Annotated in this window: 19 protein-coding genes and 1 tRNA gene; 6 read left to right on the forward strand and 14 right to left on the reverse strand. The window is 37.4% G+C overall.

Going from position 1 to position 19,635, the window contains the following annotated elements:
- Positions 1–3 precede the first annotated feature (3 nt).
- Positions 4–495, reverse strand: a complete 492-nt coding sequence (locus tag GV828_RS05440; protein ID WP_166536467.1) for a hypothetical protein — start codon at positions 493–495, stop codon at positions 4–6.
- Positions 496–534: 39 nt separating this feature from the next.
- Here GV828_RS05440 and GV828_RS05445 point away from each other — a divergent pair, with 39 nt between their 5' ends.
- Positions 535–1,035 (forward strand): DUF456 domain-containing protein, encoded by a 501-nt coding sequence (locus GV828_RS05445; protein ID WP_166536468.1) that lies wholly within the window; start codon positions 535–537, stop codon positions 1,033–1,035.
- 157 nt (positions 1,036–1,192) lie between these two features.
- Here GV828_RS05445 and GV828_RS05450 read toward each other — a convergent pair.
- The 5 genes from GV828_RS05450 to GV828_RS05470 all read right to left on the reverse strand — a co-directional run bounded on the left by GV828_RS05450 (position 1,193) and on the right by GV828_RS05470 (position 6,182).
- Positions 1,193–1,266 (reverse strand) — tRNA-Asp (locus GV828_RS05450).
- A gap of 86 nt (positions 1,267–1,352) precedes the next feature.
- Positions 1,353–2,279: a DUF58 domain-containing protein gene (locus GV828_RS05455; RefSeq protein ID WP_166536469.1), complete on the reverse strand. Its 927-nt coding sequence runs from the start codon at positions 2,277–2,279 to the stop codon at positions 1,353–1,355.
- Positions 2,280–2,561: 282 nt separating this feature from the next.
- Complete coding sequence (locus GV828_RS05460; protein ID WP_166536470.1) at positions 2,562–3,965, reverse strand: M43 family zinc metalloprotease; 1,404 nt, start codon at positions 3,963–3,965, stop codon at positions 2,562–2,564.
- Between the two features lie 181 nt (positions 3,966–4,146).
- Positions 4,147–4,929: a DUF3050 domain-containing protein gene (locus tag GV828_RS05465; RefSeq protein WP_166536471.1), complete on the reverse strand. Its 783-nt coding sequence runs from the start codon at positions 4,927–4,929 to the stop codon at positions 4,147–4,149.
- A gap of 74 nt (positions 4,930–5,003) precedes the next feature.
- Positions 5,004–6,182, reverse strand: a complete 1,179-nt coding sequence (locus tag GV828_RS05470; protein ID WP_166536472.1) for an acyl-CoA dehydrogenase family protein — start codon at positions 6,180–6,182, stop codon at positions 5,004–5,006.
- A gap of 294 nt (positions 6,183–6,476) precedes the next feature.
- Between GV828_RS05470 and GV828_RS05475 the strand changes: the two genes are divergently transcribed.
- A complete protein-coding gene (locus GV828_RS05475; protein ID WP_166536473.1) occupies positions 6,477–7,118 on the forward strand; it encodes a hypothetical protein in 642 nt (213 codons plus the stop codon).
- 4 nt (positions 7,119–7,122) lie between these two features.
- Here the strand turns inward: GV828_RS05475 and GV828_RS05480 are convergent, their stop codons facing one another.
- From GV828_RS05480 to GV828_RS05490, 3 genes are all read right to left on the reverse strand, one after another.
- Positions 7,123–7,830, reverse strand: a complete 708-nt coding sequence (locus GV828_RS05480) for a tRNA1(Val) (adenine(37)-N6)-methyltransferase (RefSeq protein WP_166536474.1) — start codon at positions 7,828–7,830, stop codon at positions 7,123–7,125.
- Positions 7,831–7,923: 93 nt separating this feature from the next.
- Complete coding sequence (gene rimM / locus GV828_RS05485; protein ID WP_166536475.1) at positions 7,924–8,448, reverse strand: ribosome maturation factor RimM; 525 nt, start codon at positions 8,446–8,448, stop codon at positions 7,924–7,926.
- A 14-nt stretch (positions 8,449–8,462) separates the two neighbouring features.
- On the reverse strand, positions 8,463–9,023 hold the full coding sequence (locus tag GV828_RS05490) for a 30S ribosomal protein S16 (RefSeq protein WP_166536476.1): 561 nt from the start codon (positions 9,021–9,023) through the stop codon (positions 8,463–8,465).
- A gap of 227 nt (positions 9,024–9,250) precedes the next feature.
- Between GV828_RS05490 and GV828_RS05495 the strand changes: the two genes are divergently transcribed.
- From GV828_RS05495 to trxA, 4 genes are all read left to right on the forward strand, one after another.
- Complete coding sequence (locus tag GV828_RS05495; protein ID WP_166536477.1) at positions 9,251–9,712, forward strand: DUF6252 family protein; 462 nt, start codon at positions 9,251–9,253, stop codon at positions 9,710–9,712.
- A 104-nt stretch (positions 9,713–9,816) separates the two neighbouring features.
- The gene (locus tag GV828_RS05500; RefSeq protein ID WP_166536478.1) at positions 9,817–10,158 is read left to right on the forward strand and encodes an RNA recognition motif domain-containing protein; all 342 of its coding nucleotides are present in this window, start codon (positions 9,817–9,819) and stop codon (positions 10,156–10,158) included.
- Positions 10,159–10,682: 524 nt separating this feature from the next.
- Complete coding sequence (gene dnaE, locus GV828_RS05505) at positions 10,683–15,194, forward strand: DNA polymerase III subunit alpha (RefSeq protein ID WP_166536479.1); 4,512 nt, start codon at positions 10,683–10,685, stop codon at positions 15,192–15,194.
- A 161-nt stretch (positions 15,195–15,355) separates the two neighbouring features.
- The gene (trxA, locus tag GV828_RS05510; RefSeq protein ID WP_166536480.1) at positions 15,356–15,673 is read left to right on the forward strand and encodes a thioredoxin; all 318 of its coding nucleotides are present in this window, start codon (positions 15,356–15,358) and stop codon (positions 15,671–15,673) included.
- 52 nt (positions 15,674–15,725) lie between these two features.
- Here the strand turns inward: trxA and GV828_RS05515 are convergent, their stop codons facing one another.
- The 5 genes from GV828_RS05515 to GV828_RS05535 all read right to left on the reverse strand — a co-directional run bounded on the left by GV828_RS05515 (position 15,726) and on the right by GV828_RS05535 (position 19,635).
- Positions 15,726–16,025 (reverse strand): hypothetical protein, encoded by a 300-nt coding sequence (locus GV828_RS05515; RefSeq protein WP_166536481.1) that lies wholly within the window; start codon positions 16,023–16,025, stop codon positions 15,726–15,728.
- A 33-nt stretch (positions 16,026–16,058) separates the two neighbouring features.
- Positions 16,059–16,997, reverse strand: a complete 939-nt coding sequence (locus GV828_RS05520; RefSeq protein WP_166536482.1) for a lipid A deacylase LpxR family protein — start codon at positions 16,995–16,997, stop codon at positions 16,059–16,061.
- A 5-nt stretch (positions 16,998–17,002) separates the two neighbouring features.
- Positions 17,003–17,680: a monofunctional biosynthetic peptidoglycan transglycosylase gene (mtgA, locus tag GV828_RS05525; protein WP_166536483.1), complete on the reverse strand. Its 678-nt coding sequence runs from the start codon at positions 17,678–17,680 to the stop codon at positions 17,003–17,005.
- Positions 17,681–17,691: 11 nt separating this feature from the next.
- On the reverse strand, positions 17,692–18,810 hold the full coding sequence (locus GV828_RS05530) for an NAD(P)/FAD-dependent oxidoreductase (protein WP_166536484.1): 1,119 nt from the start codon (positions 18,808–18,810) through the stop codon (positions 17,692–17,694).
- A gap of 126 nt (positions 18,811–18,936) precedes the next feature.
- On the reverse strand, positions 18,937–19,635 hold the full coding sequence (locus tag GV828_RS05535) for a DedA family protein (RefSeq protein WP_166536485.1): 699 nt from the start codon (positions 19,633–19,635) through the stop codon (positions 18,937–18,939).

Below are 19,635 nucleotides of genomic sequence, written 5' to 3' on the forward strand. Positions count from 1 at the left end.
AAATTATTCTACATTGAGAATTACGGGCAAAATGAATTGGGTTTTTACGGGAATTCCCCTTTTGAGTGCGGGATTTATTTTTGGGAAATCAGCTAATCTGGCGTGAAGAATGCTGTCGATTCTGATTTTGTTGTAGGTTAAACTATCGGACGGAAATTGTGGCTCGAATTGTAATGTTGCATCGGGAAAGACGGTTACTTTTACCTGTATGGTGTCGATTTCTGGGTAGAGAACGGAAATTTTGTCGATGTCGAGTTTTTCTTGGAGCGTGAGTGTGAGGAAGTCAAAGAAGCACTGTTTGCGGCTTTCGAGGTTTTCGAGCGAGTCGCAAGCGGCAACGGATGGGAATTCGTCCACTTGGTTGAAATTTATTTTTTTGAGTTCGTCTTGCAGCAGTTGATCTTCAGACAATGCTTTTTCTGGTTGGCGACAACCGTTTAAGGCGATGCTGGCGATTGCTAAAAAGAGAAAAAGTATTTTTTGTTTGGCAGGCATTTTGCGTTATTTGTTTCAAAAATAGTAATAAAAATTTTGATGGACTACGTGTTTCTACTTTTGGGGTTAATCTGTGTGATTTTGGGCTTGATTGGAAGCTTTTTACCGGTTTTGCCTGATGCGCCACTTTCGTGGTTGGGACTTTTGCTGCTTTATTTTTGCGATGGGATTGAAATGGAATATTGGCTTTTGGGGATTACGCTTTTGATTGCGATTGTGGCGGGAATTTTAGATTATGTGATTCCGGCGAGAGGCACGAAAAAATTTGGCGGTAGCAAATATGGCATTTGGGGCACAAATATTGGGCTGGTTGTGGGATTATTGGCGCCAATTCCGTTTGGATTTGTAATTGGTCCGTTTTTGGGCGCTTTTATTGGCGAAATGATGTTTGACAGTAAAGATCAGAAACGTGCTTTGAAAGCGGCGACTGGATCTTTTATGGGCTTTCTGGCTTCGGCTTTTATGAAGTTTGTGGTTTGTATGGCGTTTTTGGGATTGTTTATGTACAAGGTGTGGGATTTTAGGGAAGTTTGGTTTTAGGAAGTTTATAAAATCAAAAAAGCCCTCCAATTCAATGGAAAGCTTTTCATTGGTCTAACTACTAAACCAGGTACTTTCGTACCTTAAACAACACAACTAATCTTGAATATTATTTTGGGCAAAAAAGCCTTTCTTTCGAAAGGCTTTCCCAATTTAGCGGTCTGGACGGGACTCGAACCCGCGACCCCATGCGTGACAGGCATGTATTCTAACCAACTGAACTACCAAACCAGCGCTTAATTGCGAGTGCAAATATACAACGCTTTTTCACTTCTGCAAGTATTTTTGAGAAAAAATTCAAAATTTTTTTTGAAGATTTATCCAAAAGATTGTTTTTCAACTAAATAAGTTGTCATTATTTTTTCGAAATTTTCTCCTACGGAAACCGGAACAAACCGAATTTTGTTTTGTGCGCAAGCCAAAGCAATTTTTTTGAAGTAGGTTTCGGCCGCTTTTTTATACTCGGTTTTGATGTTTTCGGCAAAAAGATTGACTTCTTCGCCGGTTTCTTTGTCGATAAATTTGCGTGGTGAATTATCAAAATCAAAATTTAATTCGGTGGATTGATCGACAACGTGAAATAGTACTACTTTATGTTTATTATGTTTAAGATGTTGTAAAGCGGTAAGTAATTGTTCTTCTTTTCCGGGCTGGAACATATCCGTAAACAGTACAATCATAGACCTGCGGTGAATTTTTTGGGCAATCTGATGCAAGAATTCAACTGTTTCGGTAGCCTTTTGTGTAGCGGGATTTTCAAGTGTTTTTTCGAGGGTGTTGAGCAGCATTCGATGATGGCGATCGCTTCCTTTTTCGGGAGCATAATATTCGTATTGGTTGGAATAAATACTTAATCCAACGGCATCGCGCTGTTTTTTGAGCAAATTCATCAATACCGCTGAAGCTAAAACGGAGAATCCAATTTTATTTTGGTAAAAATTTTGATTTTGCTGCAAAACTGGATAATGCATGGATGAAGAATTGTCGATAATGAGATGGCATCGCAAATTAGTTTCTTCTTCAAATCTTTTGGTGTACAGTCTATCGGTTTTGGCAAATAGTTTCCAATCGATGTGCTTCGTGGATTCTCCAGCATTGTAGGTTTTATGTTCGGCAAATTCCGCAGAAAAACCATGAAACGGGCTTTTGTGCATTCCGGAAATAAATCCTTCCACAATTTGATTGGCCAATAATTCCAGATGTTGAAATCCGGCGATGGTTTGGTTTTGTGCTTCTATCTTCATCTCTCAAAGATATTGAAAGTGATTGAATGATTTTAAAAATTTTAATGATTGTGTTTCGGCAAAGGTTGGAATTGGCGTTGGCAAAAATTAAATTGGTTTTTGAAATAGCTCTTATCGTGCTCCCGAAAATTAGGGATTTTAGCTCTTAAAAAAGTAATTGAAAAACCGATTTAAAGCGAGTGGTTGGAGCAGGAAAATGATGGCTGGAGATGGCGGAATTTTCGCTTTCAAAAAAAAAAACCGACAGTAAATGCCGGTTTTTGTATCTGAGCTAATTTGTTTTTAATTTTTTACAAACTGAATTGTTCTTGACTCGTTGTCTTTGACGATTTTGATCATATAAACACCGTTGCTAAAGTTTGAAGTATTGACTTGTAAATCCGCGGCTGTTGAAATTGATTTTTCGACGATAACTTGTCCTAAACTATTGTAAATTTTGTAGGCGTCTGGAAGGTTATTTTCTGCAGTAATGTTTAATAAATTACTTGTCGGGTTTGGATATAACTTAATACCTTGTAATAGTTCGAATGATGGTGTACTTAGTGGTGGTTCACAAGCGTTAGATGTTTTTAATGCAACTCTTCTGGGTGAATTGTTCATCACTGCTGTGATACGATCTTTTTGATTTTGTGTAAAAATGTTCATACAACTATCATTGGTATAATCCATATAATTTTCTACCATGTCATTCCCGGGTGAAGTAGGACAAGAGTCATACGTTTGAAGGCAATCATAGTTATCCCAGCCTGCCACAGGAGTATCCGCACAGTAATCTGTAGCTGAACAATCAATAATTCCTAAATTTTGTGAACCTCCATCTCCCCAAATGTGTCGTAAACCTAGGAAATGACCTACTTCGTGCGTGGTGGTTCGTCCTTTATCGTAAGTGTTAAAGTAGCGGGTTGCGTTTCCTGTACTTGGCGAATATGTTGAGGATCCAAAACATCTCCAGTCAATCACAACACCATCGGTTGTGGCGCCACCTTCATTGTTGTTAAGTCCTGGTTGACCAGAATTGCTTGGAAATTGAGCATATCCTAAGGTACCTCCCATTTCTGCATTTAAATTATCGGTAAATTGTACTACCCAGATGTTTAAATATTTTGAAGAATCCCAAATTGTTTGCGGTTTTAAATTATTTTCAAGTGAACTATAGGTAGAAAAATTGGCAACTCCGAAGTTAATACGGTCAATTCCGTTAGTAGCGGTCCCGTCTGGTTTTCTTTGAGCCATACAAAATTGAATTTCAACATCTGCTCCAACCGGGTTATTGTTAAATCCTGGAGTTCCTTGAATTCGTCGGTAATCTTCGTTTAGAACTGTTATTTGCGACAAGATTCTTGCATCAGAGATGTTAGCAGTATTTCCAACCGATTGACCGTTGTGGATAACATGTACAACAACAGGAATAGTGATTACCGCATTAGTATTTCTTCCTGCTACTCTATTTTGTTGAATTTCGGCAATTTTTGGTGCTAGCCATTGTTCAAATTGTGCGGTTGTGGCACGTTTGGCATCGATTTCCTGTAGATGTTCTTCATATTCAGATGATACACATCTTACAATTCCGGTGGTAGGATGTATCGCTTTAATTTTTTTACCAAAAGCGGTTCGCTCTTGTGAAAATCCTGTTGTGGAAATTAATAATGCCATTCCCGCAACAAGTGAAAGGGTAGTTTTTTTCATTTTAAAATTATAATTTTTTGGAAAATTTTAGGGCGCTAATGTAATATAAAAGTTATAATAGTTCGCTAAATTTCTAAAAAAAATAAAATATCAACAATTGAATCCTTTTTGCAGTAAATAAAAAACAAAAAACTTTCCTGATTGAGGAAAGTTTTTGTAGTTATTTTGAGAGTTGTAAAGATTAGACCATTTGAGCTTTAGTTGTCAACTTCTGTTCGATGGCTTCCCATAATCCTATTCTTTTTTCTAAAGCCAAAATAGAAACTTCTTCTACTTCTTTCCATTTTTTCAAATCATCGCCACATAATTCTGCAATCATTTTCATTGCCATAGGTCCATGATCATCAGCATCAAGTTCGATATGTCGTTCAAAATAGTAGGTTAATTTGCTTAAATTTAATTCGGGAAAGTTATTTTGAAAATTCTTTAGAATTTCTGTAAACATTGAGGGAATTAGGTCTTCTCTACCAAAGGTAAATGCAGCCGCAATTTCGTGGGATTTTCCGTGTTCAATCACCGTAAATGTAAAATGAAGAAACTCTTTAATTTTTAAAGGCAAATTACTTTGTTTAATCGAGACAAATATGTTTTGAGTGCTGATTACATTTTTTAGAAAATTATCCATTTCAGTTACATTTGCGCCACAATCCTTCATAGCATCAATGTACATTTCGTAATGGCTTTGTCTTTTTCCTTCCAAGTTAATATCAGTTTCTTCGGCTAAAACAATTTCATTGATTAAATATCTAATTTCTGGATTTCCAACCGGAAGCCAAGGCGTATTAATCGATGTCAATTTACCTTGAAGCGCTTTTAACAACGACATAAAATCCCAAACGGCATAAACATGACATTCTAAAAATTGGTGCAAATCACTAATACTTTGAATTTTATGATACAGTGGATGGTTTAATAAAATATCTTTATGAGCTTGAATGCTCTCATTGATTGTTTCAGTATTCATAGTTTCAATTTTTTACAAATGTAAAAAAGCCTCTCTTGAATGAGAAGCTTTTTAAGATTTTAATAAAGTTGCTATTATTTAAAAGCAGCAAAACCGGTAACATCCATACCTGTAATTAAAAGGTGGATGTCGTGCGTTCCTTCGTATGTAATTACTGACTCTAAATTCATCATGTGACGCATAATTGAATATTCTCCGGTGATTCCCATTCCACCAAGCATTTGTCTTGCTTCTCTTGCAATGTTAATTGCCATATCCACATTATTTCTTTTTGCCATAGAAATTTGAGCAGAAGTTGCTTTTCCTTCATTTCTCAAAACACCCAAACGCCAAGTCAATAATTGCGCTTTGGTGATTTCGGTAATCATTTCGGCTAATTTTTTTTGTTGTAATTGCGTTGCACCAATTGGTTTGTCAAACTGAATTCTTTCTTTAGAATATCTCAAAGCCGTGTCATAACAATCCATTGCAGCACCAATTGCACCCCAAGCAATTCCGTAACGAGCCGAATCTAAGCAACCAAGTGGTGCTCCAAGTCCGGATTTATTTGGCAATAAATTTTCCTTGGGAACTTTCACATTGTCAAAAATTAATTCTCCCGTTGCCGAAGCACGAAGTGACCATTTGTTGTGTGTTTCTGGAGTGGTAAAACCTTCCATTCCTCTTTCTACAATCAAACCGTGGATTCTGCCTTCTTCATTTTTTGCCCAAACCACCGCAATATCAGCAAATGGTGCGTTCGAAATCCACATTTTGGCGCCATTCAATAAATAATGATCACCTTTGTCTTTAAAATTTGTAGTCATGCCACCCGGATTCGAGCCGTGATCCGGTTCTGTTAAACCAAAACACCCGATAAATTCTCCCGAAGCCAACTTTGGCAAATATTTCATACGTTGTTCCTCGTTTCCATATTTCCAAATCGGATACATTACCAAAGACGATTGCACAGATGCCGTAGAACGAACGCCAGAATCGCCTCTTTCAATCTCCTGCATGATCAATCCGTACGAAATTTGATCTAAACCAGCACCACCATATTCCTCCGGAATGTAAGGTCCAAAAGCACCAATTTCTGCCAAACCATTAATAATTTGCTTCGGAAATTCTGCTTTTTGAGCATAATCCTCAATAATTGGCGACACTTCGCGTTTTACCCACTCGCGTGCGGCATCACGAACCATCTTGTGTTCATCGTTCAATAATTCGTCTAAAAGATAATAATCTGGAGCCTGAAAAAGATCTGGTTTCATTGTTAAGTTTTTAAATCTTCGCAAAAATAGCTAAACATTTCTAACATTTCAACAATTGAAAGTGATATTTTCCCGAGATATTTTCGGTTTTTTTTAATTTGGGCAATCCTCCCGAAGTTTCGGGACGGCCGGGCTATTCGCTACAATCTTTCTTGTTAGCACGTTTTGTGCTTCATTCCAAATTTTGCGAAAACAAAAAAGGATTTCCGCTGCTATCCCTATTGCAAGAGGTAACCGGACGATTATTTCTCCGTTTGTAAAATCTTACTTAAATTGCATCACAAACACCTCTCGATGAAATTTTCTCAAACCATTGTCGCTATTTTTTTAATTTCAATTACTGTTACAAGTTGTAGCAAAAAATACAGTTTACAAAAAAGCTCCACAGTTACCGAAACTACTTTTAAACAAGACAGTTTAGCATTTGAACTTTGCAAAATTTATGGATTTGACCAAGGAATTCGAGATTTCAACCTCAAAGTTGACAGACGAGAGTTGATGCCTAAAATTGACTCCTTAAGTTTTGATAGAATTGTATCATTCTTACAGAAAAACGGATATCCAAATAAAGCACTTGTAGGCGAAAAAAATTTAAAACAAGAATGTGTTGTCGCGGCATTTACCGCCGTACTCCTTCACAATCCACATCGATTAGTGAACGAGCAAAAATATTTTGACTTGTTTTTGAACGAGGTAAAAAAAGGAAGTATCGATGCTTCTTTTCTTGCAACAATTTTAGACAAATATTATTGGGCGAAAAGCAAAAATAAAAAAACAAGAAGGGTTTTTTACGGTTCTCAGTTTGGCAAACCGTGTATTCAAACCAAAGTTGAAACAAACCAAGCAAGAATGGAAATTGGTTTAGCACCATTGGAAGATGACGGGTTTGTAGATTGCGGAAATGAGGAATTGAACATGCCAAACAAGAGAAATTGAAAATTTACATTTTCAAATAAAAATCCTTCGTCAAGGCAATATATTCTGCTGTATAAATATGTCGTGAAGTTTCAATTACTAATTCATCTACTGGAAAATCTTCAGTTTCAAATCGGCTAAAAGCCAAAAGACTGCGTTTGATTTCGGTAGTTGGTGTTCCTTTTACACGTGTGATTTTCATCGGAAACAAATCAACTTCTTTTGCCAAAGCCATAAATTTTTCTTCTTCTTTAAAAGGTATAATGACAGAAAAAATTCCGTTTTCCGACAATAACAAAGCTGCAGCATCAATTAATTCTTCAAAAGGCATGGCTTCCGAAAATCGGGCTTGGTCACGCTTTTCATCGCCTGAAGAATAATTTTCGCTATAAAACGGCGGATTCGAAATGATTAAATCGTACTCATCTTCGGGTTCTTCCACAAATTCGTCCAAACCCGCATGAAAACAAAATAGTCGATGTCCCCAAGGCGAATTTTCAAAATTTTCAACTGCTTGTTCGTAAGCTTCTTCGTCTATTTCCAACGCATCAATTTGTTCGGCAAAACTTCTTTGTGCCAACATCAAGGCAATGATGCCAGTTCCTGCCCCAACATCCAAAACACTAAAAATATTCTCCGGAATGGGTGACCAAGCTCCAAGCAAAACGCCATCGGTACCAATTTTCATCGCGCAACGATCTTGGTTTATAGTGAATTGTTTGAATTGGAACATTTTAGAATTAAAATTTTAGTATTGAATATTGAGAATAGAAAATAGAGATTGCGAACGTCTAAGAGGTCTAAAAATCTAATAATCTAAGTGTCCTTAAAGATACATCTCGATCAATCCTTCTGGCAAATCCATGATGACTTTTTTATTGTCACGATCAATTTTTACCAAAAAATGATCAATCATGGGGATTAAGATTTCGGTTTTTCCTTTTAAAACCTCAAACAAAGGTTGGGCTGTAGAATCGTTGATGGATTGGATAATCCCAACATTTCCTAAACGTTTGTCTTCGATGGTGAAACCAATTACTTCGTGGAAATAAAATTTATTCCCGGAAAGTTTTGGTAACATTTCAAGGGGTAAATAAACCGCATTGCCGATGAGTTCGTCGGCTTCGGCTTCGGTATCGACATCTTCAAACTTAATGCGAAGAAAATCGTTTTTGTGTAGGGTACTTTTTTCAATAAAAAATGGAACCAGATGTTTGCCATGTTCCACAAACACTGATTCCAAATCTTCATATTGTTCGGGTTCGTCTGTGTCAAGATAGACCAGCACTTCGCCCTTAAAACTAAATTTTTTTGCGATTTTACCTAAATAGAAACAATCTTCTTTATGCATTATCGCCCAAAAAATTAAGCTTGAGTTTCCTCATTGTTTTCTTCTGTAGCAGGAGCTTCTTCTGTTGTAGCTTCAACATCAGCCACTTCTTCTTCAGCAGCAACTTCTTCTACTTTAGCAGCTTCAGCTTGTTTTGCAGCAGCAATACGATCTTCGTTTACTTTTTTCTCAGCAGCAAGTGCTTTTGCTTTAGCATCAGCTTTAGAAGTAGAAAGGTTGTCTTTTTTCGCGTCAACTTTTCCTGCTTTTTCGTCTAACCATTTCGCTAATTTTTCGTCAGCTTGTTCTTGAGTTAAAGCTCCTTTACGAACTCCTCCATCAAGGTGATGTTTCAACAAAGCACCTTTGTAAGAAAGGATTGCTCTTGCAGTATCAGTTGGTTGAGCTCCATTGTGCAACCATTTTGCTGCGCTATCAATATCTAAATCGATAGTTGCAGGATTTGTGTTTGGATTGTAAGTTCCGATTTTTTCTAAGAATTTACCATCTCTTTTTGAGCGAGCATCAGCCGCTACAACCCAGTAAAAAGGTTTTCCTTTTTTACCGTGTCTTTGTAATCTAATTTTTACAGACATAATCTTAAATGATTAAATTTGAGGTACTCGACCTCGGTTAATTAAGGGTGCAAATATACAAAAGTTTCTCACACAAACTACTCTGCTTCAAAAAATTATTAAAACCACAAGGCTTATACTGATTCCGTTGCCGTTTTTCTATTTTTTGAAAAATAAATTAGCACGTGTCTTATAAAAACCTATTTTTGTCAAGACATAATTAAAAATAAATTTCTACCTATTATATTATGAAAAAGTTTTTTGCCCTATTGATTGTAGCCTTCAGTTTAGTTTCTTGCGAAAATGACGCCAGTTTCAGCAATCCGGGATTTCAGGCAAATTTAGACGGAACAGCTTGGCGAGCTTCGGATTTTACAGCTTCAATCATTGATGGATCGATGGTAATTGAAGGTTATACGCCTTTTGAAATTTTAAAATTAAAAACTTCAGGAACCATTCCGGGCGTTTACACTTTAGGAACCGGAGTTGAGAGTACCGCCACTTATTCTTATGAAGCAGATGGCCTGTCGGAAATTTTTACAACGGGATCTGGAAGCGGCGATGGCCAAATAACCATAGAAAAAATTGAAGAAGGAACTGTAACCGGAAAATTTTATTTTAACGCGCCATCTACCACTGATACGACCAATGTTAATTTTCAAAGAGGTGTTTTTTACAAAATTCCAATTGTTAGCGGTGTGATTGAATAAAGAATTGTTGTAATATATTGAAAATATATCGATTAAAATAATTTTTTTTAGCTATTTTCATAAAATAAAAAACATACATTTGTTTTAATTATAATTTTTTTAATATGAATATTTTCGTTGGAAGCCTTCCCTTTAGAATGGAGGAAGCAGATTTAAGAGAGTCTTTCGAGGCTTATGGAGCGGTTGACTCTGTAAAAATCGTAACAGACAAAGTAACAGGGAGAAGCAAAGGCTTTGGATTTATTGAAATGCCAAACGACGATGAGGCGTTAAAAGCGATTGAAGCTTTAAATGGATCGAACATGCAAGGTCGTGAAGTAGTGGTAAACAAATCAGAACCGAAACCACAAGGAGAAAGAAGACCTTTTAACAACAACCGTGGTGGTGATTTTAGAAGAAACGACCGCGATAACGGAGGATACAACAGAAACCGTAACGAATATTAATCGTTAGCAATAGCGAAAAAAATACAAGCCACGCAATTGCGTGGTTTTTTTATGGGGAAAATTTTTTTAAGTAGCGAGCTATAAAATTCTTATCTTACCGAGAGAATTTGGGATTGCAAATTTATGTTTAGGTTGCGAGTAATCTGAAAACGTAATTGAAGAAAAGTTTCAAAGTAAAAAATTGTAGGCACGGATTGAAAATCCGCGCTATCTGGTTTCAAAAAAATATCTCACGTTAGCACGGTTCGCGTTAGGGATAGCAGCGGCATCCTTTTTTCCATTGGCTGTGGTTGCTACCACAGCTAATGGATAAAAGATATAGCGGATAGCCCGACCGAAGGAACGCCCAAAAAATAATTCTTCCTCCTAAAATTCTCCTTATTTGTAAAAACGACGAAGGAAAATTCCCGACTAAAATTCCCCAAATAGTTAATAACTCTCTCTTCAAAAACCGACAAAAAAGAATTACTTTTGTAAGATTCGCAAAGAAAATTATTCTTTTTTTAAACCCTTGAATTTTAGCCATGTACCTTATTTTCGATACTGAAACCACCGGACTTCCAAAGCGTTGGGACGCGCCAATTACTGATACCGACAACTGGCCAAGATGTATTCAAATTGCTTGGCAATTGCACGACCAGATGGGAAACCTCATCGAACATCAGGATTATTTGGTAAAACCGGACGGTTTCGACATTCCGTATGATGCCGAAAGAATTCACGGTATTTCTACGGATTTAGCCGAAGAACAAGGTTTGCCTATTCAGGAAGTTTTGGCAAAATTCAACATTGCGCTTTCAAAGGCGAAATTTATTGTCGGGCAAAACGTGGGCTTTGACGTCAACATTATGGGAAGCGAGTTCTACCGTTCGGGTGTAGCGAACCGTTTGCAGGAAATGCCTGTTTTGGACACTTGTACCGAATATACGGCTGAACTTTTAAAACTTCCCGGAGGTCGAGGCGGAAAATTCAAACTGCCTACATTAACGGAGTTACACCAGTTTTTGTTTGGCGTTCCTTTTGCGGAAGCCCACAACGCAACTGCCGACGTGGAAGCCACCACTAGATGTTTTTTAGAATTAATTCGAAAAGAAGCTTTTACCAAAGAACAACTTGATGTTCCGGCCGATTATTTTAAAAATTTCAACGAGAATAATCCGAAGGAAATTCAGTTAATCGGGCTTCGCCACATTAATTTAAAGGCGGCTTCGGACGAAATTAGAAAAAGACTCGAGAAGTCGAAAGTTACCACTAACACTACAATTTCACAGGAAACTTTAGTTGATTTTGACAATGCTTCTTTTGCGCATTTGCACAATCATTCGCAGTTTTCGGTTTTGCAATCAACCATTGGCGTTAATGATTTGCTCAAAAATGCAGTAAAATATAAAATGCCGGCGGTTGCCATTACCGATACCGGAAATATGATGGGTGCTTTTCAGTTTGTGAGTGCCGTGTTAAACCACAACAAAGCTGCTGAAGCCAAAAACAAAACGGCTCTTGAAAACGGTGAAGAACCACCAGAAACGGTTGTAAAACCTATTGTGGGTTGTACTTTTAATATTTGCGAAGATCATACCGAAAAGACTAAAAAAGACAATGGTTATCAGGTGGTTTTTCTGGCAAAAAATAAAAACGGCTACCATAATTTGGCCAAAATGGCCTCCATTGCTTATACTGAAGGTTTTTATTATGTTCCGAGAATTAACAAATCGGTTGTAGAAAAATACAAGGATGATGTGATTGTACTTTCCGGGAATTTGTACGGAGAAATCCCTTCAAAAATTTTAAATGTAGGTGAAAAACAAGCGGAAGAAGCTCTAATTTGGTGGAAAGATTTATTTGGCGAAGATTTTTACATCGAAATCATGCGCCACAATCAAGACGATGAAAACCGTGTGAACCAAACGCTGATTGCTTTGTCACAAAAATACAACGTCAAAACTGTTGCCACAAACAACACCTATTATATTTCCAAAGAAGACGCCAATGCTCACGATATTTTGCTTTGCGTAAAAGATGGCGAAAAACAAGCCACACCAATTGGTCGTGGTCGTGGTTACCGTTATGGCTTGCCGAATCAGGAATACTATTTCAAGTCGCAGGAAGAAATGAAGGCAATTTTTAAAGATTTGCCCGATGCGATTATTAATATTCAGGAAATTATTGATAAGGTCGAAAGTTACTCGCTTTACCGTGATGTATTGTTGCCAAAGTTCGATATTCCGCTCGAATTTAAAGTTCCCGAAGACGAACAAGATGGTGGCGTTCGAGGGGAAAATGCCTATTTGCGTCACCTCACGATGGTTGGCGCTCAAAAACGTTATGGCGAAATCACACCGGAAATTCAGGAACGATTGGATTTTGAATTGCTTACTATTTCAAATTCTGGTTATCCGGGTTATTTTTTAATTGTGCAAGATTTCATTGCCGAAGCCCGAAAAATGGACGTTTCGGTTGGTCCTGGTCGTGGTTCTGCAGCTGGTTCTGCGGTAGCGTATTGTTTGGGAATTACCAACATCGATCCCATCAAATACGACTTGCTTTTTGAGCGTTTCCTAAATCCGGATCGTGTGTCGATGCCCGATATTGATATCGATTTTGACGATGAAGGTCGCGGTCGCGTGATGGAATATGTGATTCAAAAATATGGTAAAAGTCAGGTGGCCCAAATTATCACTTATGGTAAAATGGCAACAAAATCAGCCATTCGAGATACCGCACGTGTTTTAGATTTACCTCTTTTTGAAGCCGATAAAATTGCCAAATTAATTCCTGGGATGATGCCTTCCAAATGGAATTTGGCGCGTTTTTTATTAGAAGATGAAGGCGAAGTTCGAAAAGCATTAAAATCTTCGGATGAATTTGATCGTGTAAAAGAGTTGATTGCTATTGCTAAAGCCGAAGATTTGGCTGGAGAAACCATTCAGCAAGCAAAAGTTTTAGAAGGTTCACTTCGAAATACCGGAATTCATGCTTGTGGTGTGATTATTACACCAGACGATATTACCAATTTCGTTCCGGTTACCACCGCAAAAGATTCTGAACTTTTCGTCACCCAATTTGACAACTCGGTTGCGGAAAGTGCCGGTTTGCTTAAAATGGATTTTTTGGGTTTGAAAACCCTTACCTTGATTAAAGATACCGTAAAACTGGTAAAATACCGAACCGGAATTGAACTCGATCCGGATACTTTTCCCATTGACGATCAAAAAACGTATGAGTTGTTCCAACGTGGCGAAACAGTTGGAATTTTCCAATACGAATCTCCCGGAATGCAGAAATACATGAAGGAATTAAAACCCAATGTTTTTGGAGATTTAATTGCCATGAATGCCTTGTATCGTCCGGGACCGTTAGAATATATTCCGTCTTTCGTCAGAAGAAAAAATGGCGAAGAAGAAATTACTTACGATTTAGATGCTTGCGAAGAATACCTTGCCGAAACCTACGGAATAACCGTTTATCAGGAACAGGTAATGCTTTTGTCGCAAAAATTAGCGAACTTTTCTAAAGGTGATGCTGACGTTTTGCGAAAAGCAATGGGTAAAAAACAAAAAGAAGTGCTTGATAAAATGAAGTCAAAATTCATTGATCAAGCGATGGCAAATGGTCACGACGCTCAAAAATTAGATAAAATTTGGACGGATTGGGAAGCCTTTGCGAGTTATGCGTTCAACAAATCACATTCAACTTGCTACGCTTGGATTGCCTACCAAACTGCCTATTTAAAAGCCCATTATCCGGCCGAATACATGGCGGCAGTCTTATCGAACAACATGAACGACATCAAGCAGGTTACTTTTTTTATGGAAGAATGTAAACGCATGGGACTTCAGGTTTTAGGTCCGGATGTAAACGAGTCATTCCACAAATTTACGGTAAACGAAAATTACGCCATCCGCTTTGGAATGGGAGCGATTAAAGGCGTCGGTTCGGGAGCGGTTCAAACCATTGTAGAAAACAGAAAAAACGGAAAATACAAGTCGATTTTTGACTTGGCAAAACGCATTGACCTTCGTGCGGCAAATAAAAAAGCGATTGAAAATCTCGCATATGCAGGAGGATTTGATTGTTTCGAAAATACTCATAGAGCTCAATATTTCCATAACGACGGTGAAGGCGGAATGTTTTTTGAAAAAGCCATGCGATATGGATCCAAGTTTCAGGAGAACGAAAATTCTGCGCAAGTAAGTCTTTTTGGCGAAGCCAGCGAAGTCGAAATTCCGGAACCGGTTGTGCCGTCTTGCGAAGAATGGAGCACGATGGAAAAATTGGCAAAGGAAAAAGAGGTAGTCGGGATTTATATTTCCGGACATCCTTTGGACGATTACCGATTTGAGATGAAATATTTTTGCCCAACGAAACTGGAATCACTAAAAAATCTCGACCAACACGTGAATAAAAATGTGAGTTTCGGCGGCATTATTACGGATGTTCAACACAGAGTTACCAAGCAAAACAAAGGTTGGGCAACATTTGTGCTGGAAGGCTACGATGAATCGTGCGAGTTCAGGATTTTTGGGGAAGAATATTTAAAGTTCCGTCATTTCTTAATTCCGAATAATTTTACATTTTTTAAAATTTTAGTTCGCGAAGGTTGGGCTAATGCCGAAACTGGTAAAAAAGGCGATCCGAGAATTCAATTTATTGAGGTAAAACAGTTGCAGGATATTATGGCTGCTTTCGCAAAAAAATTGATTATTCATTTGAATATAAAAGAATTAAATTCAGAAATAATTAGCAAATTGAGTGAAATTTTTCAAAACAATCGTGGCGAACACAACGTAGCATTTGAAGTTTTGGAAACTGAGAAAATAACGCGCGAAGTTTTTGAGGAAGTTCCCGAAGCCGAAATTTTGGAAGAAAATCCAGAAGATGAATTAGCCGAAAACGCAGTAGTAATTCCTACAATTGTGGAAGAAACAAAAGTGATTACGTATCTTTCAATGCCAAGCCGGAAGTTGAAAATCAATATTTCGGGTGAATTGCTTGCCGAACTTGAAAAGTTGCAAGTAAACTTTAAGCTTAATTAATCGCTTCATCTATAAAACTGTAAAAAAATTTCGGAATCGCTTTCCAAATTTTGATAAAAATAACATTTGATAATACACAAATAGCCAAAACCAATTTTTGTTAACATTTATTATGACTTAATTTGGCTAAATTTGTACTTTAAACTAAAAACAAAAAATTTATGGCACAAGCAATTACTGATGCAACTTTTGAAGAAGTTGTATTGAAATCAGACAAACCGGTTTTGGTAGATTTTTGGGCTGCTTGGTGTGGACCTTGCCGAATGGTAGGACCAATTATTGACCAAATTAGCGATGAATATGCCGGAAAAGCTGTTGTTGGAAAAGTAGATGTTGACGCAAATCAAGAATTTGCTGCAAAATATGGTGTGAGAAACATCCCAACTGTTTTGGTATTCCAAAATGGTGAAGTGGTAGGACGTCAAGTTGGCGTAGCACCAAAACAAAATTACACTGAAGCTCTCGATGCTTTATTGTAAAATTATTTTCTAAAATAAGAGAGGTTCAACATTTTGCTGAACCTCTCTTTTTTTAATGCAACTCTAATTTTTTCATTACATCTGGAGATCTTCCGTCAATTTCCATGCCATTGGTCGTAATGAGAATTCCTTTCACGCCATCCACAGACTGAACACCATAAATGGTTGTATCTTGATCATGGTCGGCTTCGCTTTTGTGTTTCATAACTTCCAGAATCTCAAATTCTTCACATTTGTATTTAGCATCGCTAATCTTGAGGCAGTTTTCTTCAATTTGAAAATCTACCATGAAACCATTGTCTCGCAAATGCTGGATGGCTTCTAAAACTTGTGGGTTTTGGTGGTGGTTCATCTTTCCTTTTTCTTTTAAAGATAAGAAAAAAAATTAGTAAATCAAGTAACTCGCACCAATCGAACCATAGAAATAACCTTCAATCTTGTAGTTGCTAAGTTCTTTTCCGCGGTAAATAAAGAGATAATGTAAATTCCAATGATTGCTTCGGTAGCGTAATCCGGCTTCAGCATTGAAGCGAAAAGGAATCAAATTGTAAGTTACCGGACTTTGATCGTTAAACAAGCTACCTTGAATGGTAGCGTCGTACAACTGATAATTTAGTGAAGGATTAACATAAAAATAAAATTCTTTTTGGGTTTTGTAGGCTTCTTTTTCTCGTTGAAGTGAAGCATTTAGCAAATTTGACTCGTGCATGGGTAACAATTTTTTCCACAAAGCAAATCGTGCTATTGGTCCAGCAGAAATTTGTGTAAAAGCAGTTCCGGCAGAAACATTGGCTTTAGCCAAAAAATCAACATCTTCACCCGAAGCTATCAATTTGGCGTAAACCGATTCTAACTGCAATACTAAAGTATTTTGAATTTGATATTGCCAACCCTCAACATTTTTGTAACCAAAAGTTTTGTGAAATAATTTCTGAAAATCCTCGGCTCCAGAAGCCGGACCAATCACGCCAGCTTGTGTTCCAATTTTAAAATAACTTTGATTTTGATAAAATTTAGAAGAAGCAAATTCGCCATATAAAAATCCTGCAAACGGACGGTCATGTTTTCGGATGTCAGCGGCTTCAACGGTATAGGGATTGTAAATTTTTTGTCCGAAATGGAATTCGGTTGTTTGTTTTAAAATTTCCTCCGAAGGAATTTCATTGAGATACCGGTAAAAAATATCTATTCCGCTGGTATAATAACGATCATAAACGGATGATGTAAACAAATCATTGTCAACGGCAATACCAATTTCTGCTCGATGTTGCGCAAAAGTAGAGGTGAAAAAAATCAGTAGAAAATGGGGAATTTTCTTGCGCATTTTATTTAATAATCGAGTTTTACGTAACGCATGTGACGCATAATTCTGGATTTTCGTTTTTCGATATATCCGGAAGAATTGCTGGCTTTGTATTTTCTAGGATTGGGCAAAATGGCGGCAACTCCGGCAGCTTCGCGTTTGCTAACCTGATCCGCATTTTTATGGTACCAATGTTGTGAAGCCGCTTGAACGCCGTAAACGCCATTACCCATTTCAATGCTGTTGAGGTACACTTCCATGATGCGTTCTTTGCTCCAAAAAATTTCGATTAAAACGGTAAAATAAGCTTCCAGACCTTTGCGTAAATAACTTCGGCCTTGCCATAGAAAAACATTTTTGGCGGTTTGTTGGGAAATCGTGCTGCCGCCTTTTAGTTTTTTTCCTTTTGCATTATTTTTAAATGCTTTTTGAATGGCATTAAAATCGAAACCATGATGATCGATAAACGTAGCATCTTCGCTGGCAATTACCGCTTTTGGATAATTTTCTGACATTTCATCGAGCGAAATCCAATCATGGCTGCAAGTCATTTCTTTTCCGTCAGCTTTTTGTTCCAAAGCACGAATTCCCATCAATGGCGTAAAAGGAACCGGAACGTATTTGAACAAAATCACAAAAAACACCGACACGCCCATAAACCAAAGGGCACATTTCCATAAAAATTTAAAAATTTTGCGAAGCATAAATTATAATTTTAAACCAAATCTGCGAGTTCTTTACCAATGATACTTCCAATGGCAACTCCCATTCCTCCTAACCTCACGCCACAAAAAACATTTTCTGAGAGTTGGCGAACAATAGGATTTTTGCCCGAACCCATTCCCATGATGCCGCTCCAGCGGTGTTCGATTTCGAAAGACTGGTTTGGCAAAATTACTTCTTTTAAAATTGCTTCAAGCTTGTTTTGTATTATTTCTGTTTCACCAAATTGTGTGGTGGTTTCTCCTTCAAAATCTACGTTTCTGGCACCACCAAAAAGAATTCTGTCGCCAATATTTCTAAAATAATAAAAACCTTCGTCAATGTGAAACGTTCCTTTGAGGTCGAGATTTTCGATAGGTTTGGTGATTAAAACCTGTGCTCTTGCGGGTTTTACTTCGCCATTGGTGAGCTGCGAAGCAAAACCATTGGTGGCAAACAATATTTTTTTGGTGTAAAAACTCACATCATTAGTCAGAACTTCAACGCCATTATTGGTTTCGGTAAATTGGGAAACGGTTTGGTTATTAAGGATGAAAATATTTTCTTGAGCCGCTAATTTTAAAAAAACCTGCATCATGTTTCCAGTGTCAATTTGACCTTCAAAAGGATTAAAAATCAAGGTTTCGTGAATATTTCCAAAATTGAATCGGTCGATTTGTTTATTGAAAACATCCGTTTTAAAAATCGGGCGAAGCAACTCATTTACAAAAGGCATTTTTTGCAAACATTCCTGAAAATGACTTTCGTTTTCTTTGAAAAAAAGTTCGTAACCGCCGTAAGGCTTGAAATCTAAGGTTTGGTCGCCAATTTTTTTGCGAAGCAATGCCAAACCTTCCCAACGTTTTTTAATGAGTTGCAAAACTTCTTCTTCGGAGTGGTTTTTTAAATCGGCAATAATTTCTGAAAGACTTCCGAAACAAGCAAAACCAGCATTTTTGGTGCTGGCTCCTTGAGGTAAAAATCCTTTTTCGAGGATGATGATTTTGGCGGAAGGAAATTTTTCGCGCAATCGCAAAGCGGCGTTTATGCCCACAATCCCTGAACCTACAATGGTAAAATCGACGTTGGAAAACCAGTTTTTGAGTTCCCAGAAACTTAAATTTGCCTGCATTATTTTATGTTTACTGAATGTAAAAAAGCCAAAAAATTACTGAAACAAAAATGGTTTTTTTATCGATTACTTCTGGTCTAAACCCGAGGTAATCGATAAAATTCACTACCCTTTCGTGGCTCAAAATTATTCTGCTTCAGGATCTTTTTTGATGGTGGTTTTTTTCTTGATATAATTGAGAATCAAAGGAACGGTGGTGATGGCAACGATTCCCAAAACGATGAATTCGATGTGGGCTTTGAGGTCAATTTGAAATTTTTCCAAGAAAAATCCGTACAAATAATGTCCGGCAAATACCAGCGAAAACGCCCACAAAACAGAACTTACGATGTTGTAGAACATAAATTTTTTCTTTTCCATTTGTACGATTCCGGCTACAATTGGAGCAAAAGTTCTAATAATAGGCACGAAACGCGCAAAAATTATGGCACGACCGCCGTGTTTTTCAAAAAATTCTCTCGATTCGATTAGGTATTTTTTCTTGAACCAAAAAGTGTCTTTTTTGTTGTACAAATAATACCCACTTTTGGCACCAAACCAATAACCAAAGGTGTTCCCTATGATTCCCGCAATAGCAATAAGTGTGGATAAAATGGTCACGTTTACCAATCCGGAATTGACGGTGAAAAGTGTGGAAACGAGTTCGCTGCTGTAAATTCCCGAAAGGAAAAGCAAACTGTCTCCGGGAAGAAAAAATCCTGCAAAAAGTCCGGTTTCGGCAAAAACGATGAAAAGCACCACGTAAATCCCAATAGGAACTCCCGATACTTTTAGATTGATGTAAAACTCAGGATTGAGTAGTTGAAGCCAGTCGAAATTTTCCAT

The organism is Flavobacterium ichthyis (genome assembly GCF_009915155.1).
In the GTDB taxonomy this organism is placed as follows: domain Bacteria; phylum Bacteroidota; class Bacteroidia; order Flavobacteriales; family Flavobacteriaceae; genus Flavobacterium; species Flavobacterium ichthyis.

Coding starts and splice junctions, on each gene's coding strand:
- GV828_RS05440 (WP_166536467.1), bottom strand. CDS start 495: ATGCCTGCCAAACAAAAAATACTTTTTCTCTTTTTAGCAATCGCCAGC.
- GV828_RS05445 (WP_166536468.1), top strand. CDS start 535: ATGGACTACGTGTTTCTACTTTTGGGGTTAATCTGTGTGATTTTGGGC.
- GV828_RS05455 (WP_166536469.1), bottom strand. CDS start 2,279: ATGAAGATAGAAGCACAAAACCAAACCATCGCCGGATTTCAACATCTG.
- GV828_RS05460 (WP_166536470.1), bottom strand. CDS start 3,965: ATGAAAAAAACTACCCTTTCACTTGTTGCGGGAATGGCATTATTAATT.
- GV828_RS05465 (WP_166536471.1), bottom strand. CDS start 4,929: ATGAATACTGAAACAATCAATGAGAGCATTCAAGCTCATAAAGATATT.
- GV828_RS05470 (WP_166536472.1), bottom strand. CDS start 6,182: ATGAAACCAGATCTTTTTCAGGCTCCAGATTATTATCTTTTAGACGAA.
- GV828_RS05475 (WP_166536473.1), top strand. CDS start 6,477: ATGAAATTTTCTCAAACCATTGTCGCTATTTTTTTAATTTCAATTACT.
- GV828_RS05480 (WP_166536474.1), bottom strand. CDS start 7,830: ATGTTCCAATTCAAACAATTCACTATAAACCAAGATCGTTGCGCGATG.
- rimM (WP_166536475.1), bottom strand. CDS start 8,448: ATGCATAAAGAAGATTGTTTCTATTTAGGTAAAATCGCAAAAAAATTT.
- GV828_RS05490 (WP_166536476.1), bottom strand. CDS start 9,023: ATGTCTGTAAAAATTAGATTACAAAGACACGGTAAAAAAGGAAAACCT.
- GV828_RS05495 (WP_166536477.1), top strand. CDS start 9,251: ATGAAAAAGTTTTTTGCCCTATTGATTGTAGCCTTCAGTTTAGTTTCT.
- GV828_RS05500 (WP_166536478.1), top strand. CDS start 9,817: ATGAATATTTTCGTTGGAAGCCTTCCCTTTAGAATGGAGGAAGCAGAT.
- dnaE (WP_166536479.1), top strand. CDS start 10,683: ATGTACCTTATTTTCGATACTGAAACCACCGGACTTCCAAAGCGTTGG.
- trxA (WP_166536480.1), top strand. CDS start 15,356: ATGGCACAAGCAATTACTGATGCAACTTTTGAAGAAGTTGTATTGAAA.
- GV828_RS05515 (WP_166536481.1), bottom strand. CDS start 16,025: ATGAACCACCACCAAAACCCACAAGTTTTAGAAGCCATCCAGCATTTG.
- GV828_RS05520 (WP_166536482.1), bottom strand. CDS start 16,997: ATGCGCAAGAAAATTCCCCATTTTCTACTGATTTTTTTCACCTCTACT.
- mtgA (WP_166536483.1), bottom strand. CDS start 17,680: ATGCTTCGCAAAATTTTTAAATTTTTATGGAAATGTGCCCTTTGGTTT.
- GV828_RS05530 (WP_166536484.1), bottom strand. CDS start 18,810: ATGCAGGCAAATTTAAGTTTCTGGGAACTCAAAAACTGGTTTTCCAAC.
- GV828_RS05535 (WP_166536485.1), bottom strand. CDS start 19,635: ATGGAAAATTTCGACTGGCTTCAACTACTCAATCCTGAGTTTTACATC.